The following is a 7,143-nucleotide window of genomic DNA, read 5'->3' as shown; positions in this document are numbered from 1 at the left end:
TGAATTAGGTGTTCTAAATGAACCGCCCTGTGCGGAGCCGCATGCAGGGTGGTGTGGGGGCTGGAGGCTAGATACCTCCGGCTACCCGATTAGGCATAGTTCCAGGTTTCCTTTTCGCTAAAATCGGACCACGGGTCTTCGCCATTGAACGCGCCCACATAAAGCACTTTATTACCGCGAACTACCCATTCCATGCCATGCTCCGGCTCCCACTCACAATTTAGCTCCATATGAATTACAGGTTCACTTTGTTCTTCTGGATATGGAACTAGTAAAACACTCGGATAGATTAGACTAATAATATCCGATGGCTTATCAAAGGTCTTGGTGGGCTCACCAATTGCTTCCAGAAAGCTATTGCAATACCTGATAGAGGCCTTGCATAGACTATCAATGACATCGTCGGATAGTTCATTCAAGTATTCTGCACATTTTTGTGCAAACTCGATATTGTCGTCTTCTATGGATAGCGCAATGTATTTATCGAAGCTACGAAAGAAGACTTCGCCCTCTACTCCAAATTCACCCGACTCGATATTCTTGATTATTTCCACGTACTATCCTTGGTGCCTAACAGCTTATTATCCTGCGTCTCGGATAAATCTCAGCTCTTTATTAAAAGAAAGTCAAAGTTAGCAACGTAAACCACTGATGTAAATAAGTTAATATACTGATGTTAACAAAAAAGTAGAATATAGTTCCCCCGCAAAGTAATGCAGAACATTTATCGGGTCTCTTGTAAGATCATAGCGGAAGTCTAACTGTATGATAAGCAATGGCTATTTCAGATGTTAAAAATTTATCGATGTAATTATTTCACTTCTGAGCATCGATAAATCTACCTGATTCATCAAGCTCATTATACCTGTACAGGATTACAGCGGTTTTCGCATACATAAAGGGGTCGGAGCGAATTAGCGACAGATACAGTTAATAAACTAGACTTATAGCCAATACTCCGAATCACCAGAATTATGCTTGGCTAACCGAGTGCAGATACGGCTGCGGGCTTTGGTTTCAGGGATGAAACCACAGAGGGTATAGGGACATATTTGCAGCGTCTCGCAGCAGTGTCTAAACATCCCCCCGCTGGTGGCGATTGATAGCGACATACCTAAAGTTCAAACGGCCTATAAAAAAAAGCCACAATGAAGGATTCATTATGGCTTTGTTAAATGCTGGTAAGGTGTTTTGCTTACCACATTAGATCATCTGGAATGACATAATCTGCATATGGGTCATCTTCTTCAACAACTTCAGTGCTCTCTTCTTGGGTCCATAGGTAACCTACCCAAGCTGGCACCAATAAGTTAACCCGCTCAGCGAGTTTATGTGGTACCAAGTAGCTCACTTCTTCGTGACGAAGGATCCCTAAGTGACCATTTAACAGTTCACTTTGCATCTTTTCATTGACGTATAATGAGTAGATCTTGTTCTCGAAGGTAAAGTTAAACTTAATTTCTGCGTCTTTTGGTGCAGTAATCGCAAACTTTTTAAACTCAGTAACAAGACCACGTACCAAGCCTTTTTCAGATGCTTCTGCAAAGCGCTGTTCATTGAGCTGTTTGTCTTTTTCAATCTGCGCTTGTTTCTTAGCAGCAATCTCTTGCTTTAACGCTTCAGAGCCATCATCAACTTTCGCTTTTCTATCACGACGCTTTTGCGTTTTAGTGTCTTTTACTTTCTGTTTACTGACTAAGCCTGCTTTTAACAGCTGCTCTTGAAATGGGTTTGCCATAGCTTTACTTCTCTATTTAACTTTACTTTATTTCTGTACTTAACCACGTTGGGCTAATTGACCAATCTCGGCAATAGCCGCTCCAGCGCCACCCAAGGACCAACCACCATCAACAGGCAATACGGTACCCGTTATGTAAGAGGCCATATCTGACGCTAAGAATAACGCCGCATTTGCGATATCATCACATTGCCCATTACGTCTTAACGGTACGCCTTTAGCGACATGTGCTTGTAGTTCTGCAGTTGGTGCTAGTCTATCAAAACCTTCGGTGCCAGCGATAGGACCTGGAACAATAGAATTGATGCGGATCCCTTTACAGCCCCACTCTATTGCTAAGGTTTTAGTTAACATATCAACACCTGCTTTAGCGGCGCAAACGTGAACTTGCATTGGCATAGGTACATAGGCTTGTGGCGCTGAGATCTGAATAATTGCGCCGCCCTGCTGTTTAATCAGCGGATAAGCTTGTTTTAGTACCTGAAAACTGCCTAACAGATCGATATCCATAACGGATTTGAAACCATTTTCAGATAGATTTTCTGCAGTCGATGGGAAGTTACCAGCGGCGCCGCTGACTAACACATCGATATGACCGAAGTGTTTCTCAATCTCTGCAAAACCTTGTTTTAAGGCTTGTAGATCTCTGACATCAAAACAAACACCCAGATGATTACCGCTACTGTTTGCTTGCTGTAATTGTAAAACTGCCGCAGTGACTTTGTCTTCACTGCGGCTTGCGACGGCAACATTTGCACCGGCTTGGGAGAAGCGAATGGCAATACCTAGGTTAATTCCACTGGTACCACCGACAACGACAACATTCTTTCCTTGATAGCTAAACATTGTGACTTCTCTCCTATTGGTTAATTCAAACCATTACATATGATTTGTTTCCTAACCTACTAGGCATCAACGCATTACGCAATTGTTTGATAGATAGCTTGTAATGCTTTTAGTGGATCAGCCGCTTTGGTAATAGGACGACCAATCACTAAATAATCAGATCCTGCAGTTAACGCTTGCGAAGGCGTCATGACTCGATGCTGATCGCCCTTGTCACTACCTTCTGGGCGAATACCTGGTGTAATAAGCTTAAAATCTTGGCCGAATTTTGCTTTTAATAGGCTAGATTCTTGGGCTGAACAGACGACACCATCGAGTCCTGCTTGCTTAGTCAATTGTGCTAAACGCAATACATGCTCAGATGCAGGTACATTAATGCCAAGTAACTTAAGCTCTTCATCGCTCATTGAAGTTAAGACAGTAACCGCAATTAACAGTGGTGCTTTGTCGCCGTATGGCTCAAGTGCGCGTTTAGCCGCTTCCATCATTGCTAAGCCGCCAGTTGCATGGATATTGGTCATCCATACGCCTAGCTCTGCTGCTGCAGTAACCGCTTTAGCCACAGTATTTGGGATATCGTGAAACTTAAGGTCTAAAAATAACTCGAATCCACGGCTGTGAATATCAGTCACTAGTTGCGGACCAAACAGGGTAAACATCTCTTTGCCGACTTTAAGACGGCACATCTCTGGATCTAATTGATCAATTAGCTGCAAAGCATCATTCTTATTATCATAGTCTAGGGCAACTAAAATAGGCTTGTCAGTCATTATTTCTCCAATCGCTTTGCGGGGTATTATCGGTTTTGTGATTTAAATTAGCGACTAGCGGTTATTCACCATCTAGACCTCTAATCCTTTTAATGCTGCCCCAGTGCTTACATGAGGGGCAATGCCAATATAATCTGTGTGACGGGAAACCGCATTCTCGACAACGGTATCCAGGTCGGTATTTAATTTGTTGTTCTACTAATTGTTCAAGCATCGACAAACTCTTTTTAGCTTGTCCTTCTTCAGCTTGGATCAAGTGCATTTTCATCAAATGCTGGAAGCTTTTCATGGTGGGATGTCTAATTAACCCTTCCATAATCAGTTTCTCAGCGTCCTTGACGTTGCCTTGCTCAATCATATGCTGTGCTAACGTAATCGTGATACTTGCTCCTGCGCCTTTTTCTATCGCTTCTCTGAGTAACTCTTGATAACCGCTGCAGTCCTCAGTTAACAGGTAGGCTTCTTTAGCAATAGAAAGTGCATCAGGAAATAAGTCGATATCGGTGTTAAGGATCTTTTCAATCGCGATCTTACAGGCCTTAAACTCTTCAAGCTTTAGGTATTGCTCTGCCATAACCAAAAGCGCACGACCACATTTGTCGTCCTGTTTTATTGCAGATTGCAGTTGCTTAAGCTTTAAAGCTACATCTTGAGTTTCATTGGCGAGTTCGCAATAAAAGTGTGCAGTGTCGTGTTTAAGCTCTTGCTGACGCTTACGTTTAAGCTTTTTAACGATATCGATGGCTTTTTGCCACTCTTTGGTCACTTGGTAAATAGCAATCAGCTGTGTTTCTGCGTCTTCGCTGTGATCATCTTGACTGACTAGATTGATAAAAATTTCTTCTGCGCGATCATATAGGCCTGCAGCGAGGTAATCTTTACCTAGCTCCATCATCGCAATATCTCTTTGCTCGGTAGTAAGGCTTGGTCTTGCGATAAGATTTTGATGAATGCGAATTGAGCGGTCAACTTCGCCACGCTTACGAAATAAAGAACCTAAAGAAAGGTGGGTATCTATGGTGTCATCATCAACGTCTAACATTGAAATAAACAGATCGACTGCTTTATCAGACTCATTCGACAATAGAAAATTAAGACCCGTGAAATAGTCACGGCTCAATTGTTTACGTTGATTGGTTTGTTTTTGCCTGACACTTCTGCGACCCATATACCAGCCATATCCGGCTGCGATAGGAAGAAGCAGAAAGAGGATCTCTAACATATTAAGCGTCTACTTCTTTGTCGTTACTTTGCTTTGTTACTAACGTTCTTGGCTGCTCGTCACTTACAGTATGATCATCTAACTTGCTTTCGGCATTAGCCAATTGCTTTTTAGTACGGCGTAACGCGAGTTTTAACCCGGCGATATGGTACATAGCAAAAATCCAACTCACGATAAAACCGGCAAGGAAAACAGTTGCCAATACAACAGGTAATCTAAAATCACCTTGAGCAACAAAGTAACTGATAGTCACAACCTGCTCGTTTCGAGCTCCAAATATTAGCGCTAGGATAAAAAGTGCTGCGACCAAAAAGGCGATGATAAATGACTTCACGTTGAGCTCCATTGAACGTGTTGGTATGTATTGATTATCTTAGAAAATGAGTGAACTAGCTAGCTATACCTAAGTTTTAGATATAAAAAAGCCTCCTAATGGAGGCTTTTAATACAATGTAAATTACGAGTTAACAGCGTCAACACGTTCGCGCAGTTCTTTGCCTGGCTTAAAGTGCGGTACGTACTTGCCTTCCAATTCAACTGATGTTCCAGTCTTTGGGTTACGGCCAGTGCGTGGTGCACGATAATGAAGTGAAAAACTACCAAATCCACGGATCTCAATACGATCACCGGTTTCTAATGTATCGGCCATTTGCTCCAACATTTCTTTGATAGCTGCTTCCACTTCTTTCGCAGACAGCTGCGACTGCCTAGTGGCAAGTTTTTCGATTAGTTCGGATTTAGTCATCCTATACCCTCTATTTATCAAGCCAAACACAGTCACCTTTTAGGGGCGCAAGCACCCCTGAACTTCAAGGCGATTATTTACGAGCTGCTTTGAAAGCTTCAGCCATTGCGCTGCTCATTGCAACGTCATCTTGCTTGTTCAAGCTAGCCATTGCTTCTTTCTCTTCAGCTTCATCTTTCGCACGGATAGATAGGCTGATAGTGCGGTTCTTACGATCCACACCCATGAACTTAGATTCTACTTTATCACCTACAGCGTAAACTGTAGATGCATCTTCGATACGCTCACGAGAGATATCTGAAACGCGAAGGTAACCTTCAACAGTCTCAGCTAGTTCAATTGTAACACCTTTTGCGTCAACTGCAGTAACAACACCATTTACTACAACACCTTTCTTCTTATCAGCAAGGTATGCATTGAATGGATCGTCTTCAGTTTGCTTAACGCCTAAGCTGATGCGCTCACGCTCTGGGTCTACTGAAAGAACTACAGCGTGGATTTCGTCGCCTTTCTTGTATTCAGCAACTGCGTCTTCGCCAGTACCGTTCCAAGAAATGTCAGAAAGGTGAACTAGACCGTCGATGCCGCCGTCAAGACCGATGAAGATACCGAAGTCAGTGATTGACTTGATCTTACCAGAAACTTTGTCGCCCTTGTTGAAACGCTCAGCGAAATCATCCCATGGGTTAGTCTTACATTGCTTAAGACCTAGAGAGATACGACGACGCTCTTCATCGATGTCTAGAACTAGAACTTCAACTTCATCACCTAGGTTAACAACCTTAGATGGGTGGATGTTCTTGTTAGTCCAATCCATTTCAGAAACGTGAACAAGACCTTCAACGCCTTCTTCGATTTCAACGAAACAACCGTAGTCAGTTAGGTTAGTTACGCGACCAGTTAAACGTGTGTTTTCTGGGTAGCGCTTGCTGATTTCTAACCATGGATCTTCGCCAAGTTGCTTAAGACCTAGTGATACGCGTGTACGCTCACGGTCATACTTAAGAACTTTAACGTTGATTTCGTCACCAACATTAACGATTTCAGATGGGTGCTTAACACGCTTCCAAGCCATATCAGTGATATGTAGAAGACCGTCAACACCACCAAGATCAACGAATGCACCGTAGTCAGTAAGGTTCTTAACGATACCCTTAACTGATTGACCTTCTTGAAGGTTCTCAAGAAGAGCATCACGCTCTGCGCTGCTTTCAGATTCGATAACTGCACGACGAGAAACAACAACGTTGTTACGCTTCTGGTCAAGCTTGATAACTTTGAATTCTAATTCTTTGTTTTCTAGGTGAGCTGTGTCGCGAACTGGGCGAACGTCAACTAGAGAACCTGGTAGGAATGCACGGATACCGTTTAATTCAACAGTGAAACCGCCTTTAACCTTACCATTGATGATACCGATTACAGTTTCAGCATCTTCGTACGCTTTTTCTAGAACGATCCAAGCTTCGTGACGCTTAGCTTTCTCACGAGAAAGTTGAGTTTCACCGAAACCATCTTCAACAGAGTCAAGAGCTACGTCAACTTCGTCGCCAACTGCGATTTCTAGAGCGCCTTGAGCGTTCTTGAACTGTTCAGCTGGGATTGGGCTTTCAGACTTAAGACCTGCGTCAACTAGTACCATACCGTTTTCGATGGCTACAACTACACCACGTACGATAGAACCAGGACGGAATTCAAGTTCATTAAGGGATTGTTCAAATAGATCAGCAAAAGATTCAGTCATGTTTAAGTTACTTTCTTTATAAACCACGGACCATCCTGGACGTGGAGTCAGATTAATAATTCGTTCTGTCCATGTAACGAA

Annotated in this window: 8 protein-coding genes; all 8 read right to left on the bottom strand. The window is 42.9% G+C overall.

Features of this window, described 5'->3' with window-relative positions; genetic code table 11:
* Positions 1-89: 89 nt before the first annotated feature.
* The 8 genes from L2748_RS17815 to rpsA all read right to left on the bottom strand — a co-directional run bounded on the left by L2748_RS17815 (position 90) and on the right by rpsA (position 7,062).
* The gene (locus tag L2748_RS17815; RefSeq protein ID WP_220782322.1) at positions 90-554 is read right to left on the bottom strand and encodes a DUF6985 domain-containing protein; all 465 of its coding nucleotides are present in this window, start codon (positions 552-554) and stop codon (positions 90-92) included.
* A 641-nt stretch (positions 555-1,195) separates the two neighbouring features.
* Positions 1,196-1,738 (bottom strand): DUF2058 domain-containing protein, encoded by a 543-nt coding sequence (locus L2748_RS17810; protein ID WP_220782321.1) that lies wholly within the window; start codon positions 1,736-1,738, stop codon positions 1,196-1,198.
* A gap of 39 nt (positions 1,739-1,777) precedes the next feature.
* Positions 1,778-2,584: an SDR family oxidoreductase gene (locus L2748_RS17805; protein WP_220782320.1), complete on the bottom strand. Its 807-nt coding sequence runs from the start codon at positions 2,582-2,584 to the stop codon at positions 1,778-1,780.
* 74 nt (positions 2,585-2,658) lie between these two features.
* Positions 2,659-3,354 (bottom strand): orotidine-5'-phosphate decarboxylase, encoded by a 696-nt coding sequence (pyrF, locus tag L2748_RS17800; RefSeq protein WP_220782319.1) that lies wholly within the window; start codon positions 3,352-3,354, stop codon positions 2,659-2,661.
* 61 nt (positions 3,355-3,415) lie between these two features.
* Positions 3,416-4,576 carry a lipopolysaccharide assembly protein LapB gene (gene lapB, locus L2748_RS17795; protein WP_220782318.1) on the bottom strand — a complete coding sequence of 387 codons (1,161 nt, stop codon included), beginning with the start codon at positions 4,574-4,576 and terminating at the stop codon, positions 3,416-3,418.
* A gap of 1 nt (position 4,577) precedes the next feature.
* Positions 4,578-4,910 (bottom strand): LapA family protein, encoded by a 333-nt coding sequence (locus L2748_RS17790; protein WP_220782317.1) that lies wholly within the window; start codon positions 4,908-4,910, stop codon positions 4,578-4,580.
* Between the two features lie 123 nt (positions 4,911-5,033).
* Positions 5,034-5,321, bottom strand: coding sequence for an integration host factor subunit beta (gene ihfB, locus L2748_RS17785; protein WP_220782316.1), 288 nt, complete (start codon positions 5,319-5,321; stop codon positions 5,034-5,036).
* A 73-nt stretch (positions 5,322-5,394) separates the two neighbouring features.
* Positions 5,395-7,062 carry a 30S ribosomal protein S1 gene (gene rpsA / locus L2748_RS17780; RefSeq protein ID WP_220782323.1) on the bottom strand — a complete coding sequence of 556 codons (1,668 nt, stop codon included), beginning with the start codon at positions 7,060-7,062 and terminating at the stop codon, positions 5,395-5,397.
* Between the last annotated feature and the right edge of the window lie 81 nt (positions 7,063-7,143).

It is taken from the genome of Shewanella sairae (assembly GCF_023283535.1).
Lineage (GTDB): Bacteria > Pseudomonadota > Gammaproteobacteria > Enterobacterales > Shewanellaceae > Shewanella > Shewanella sairae.
The sequence above is the reverse complement of the archived record's forward strand: the minus strand, read 5'-3'. Positions and strand labels throughout refer to the sequence as shown.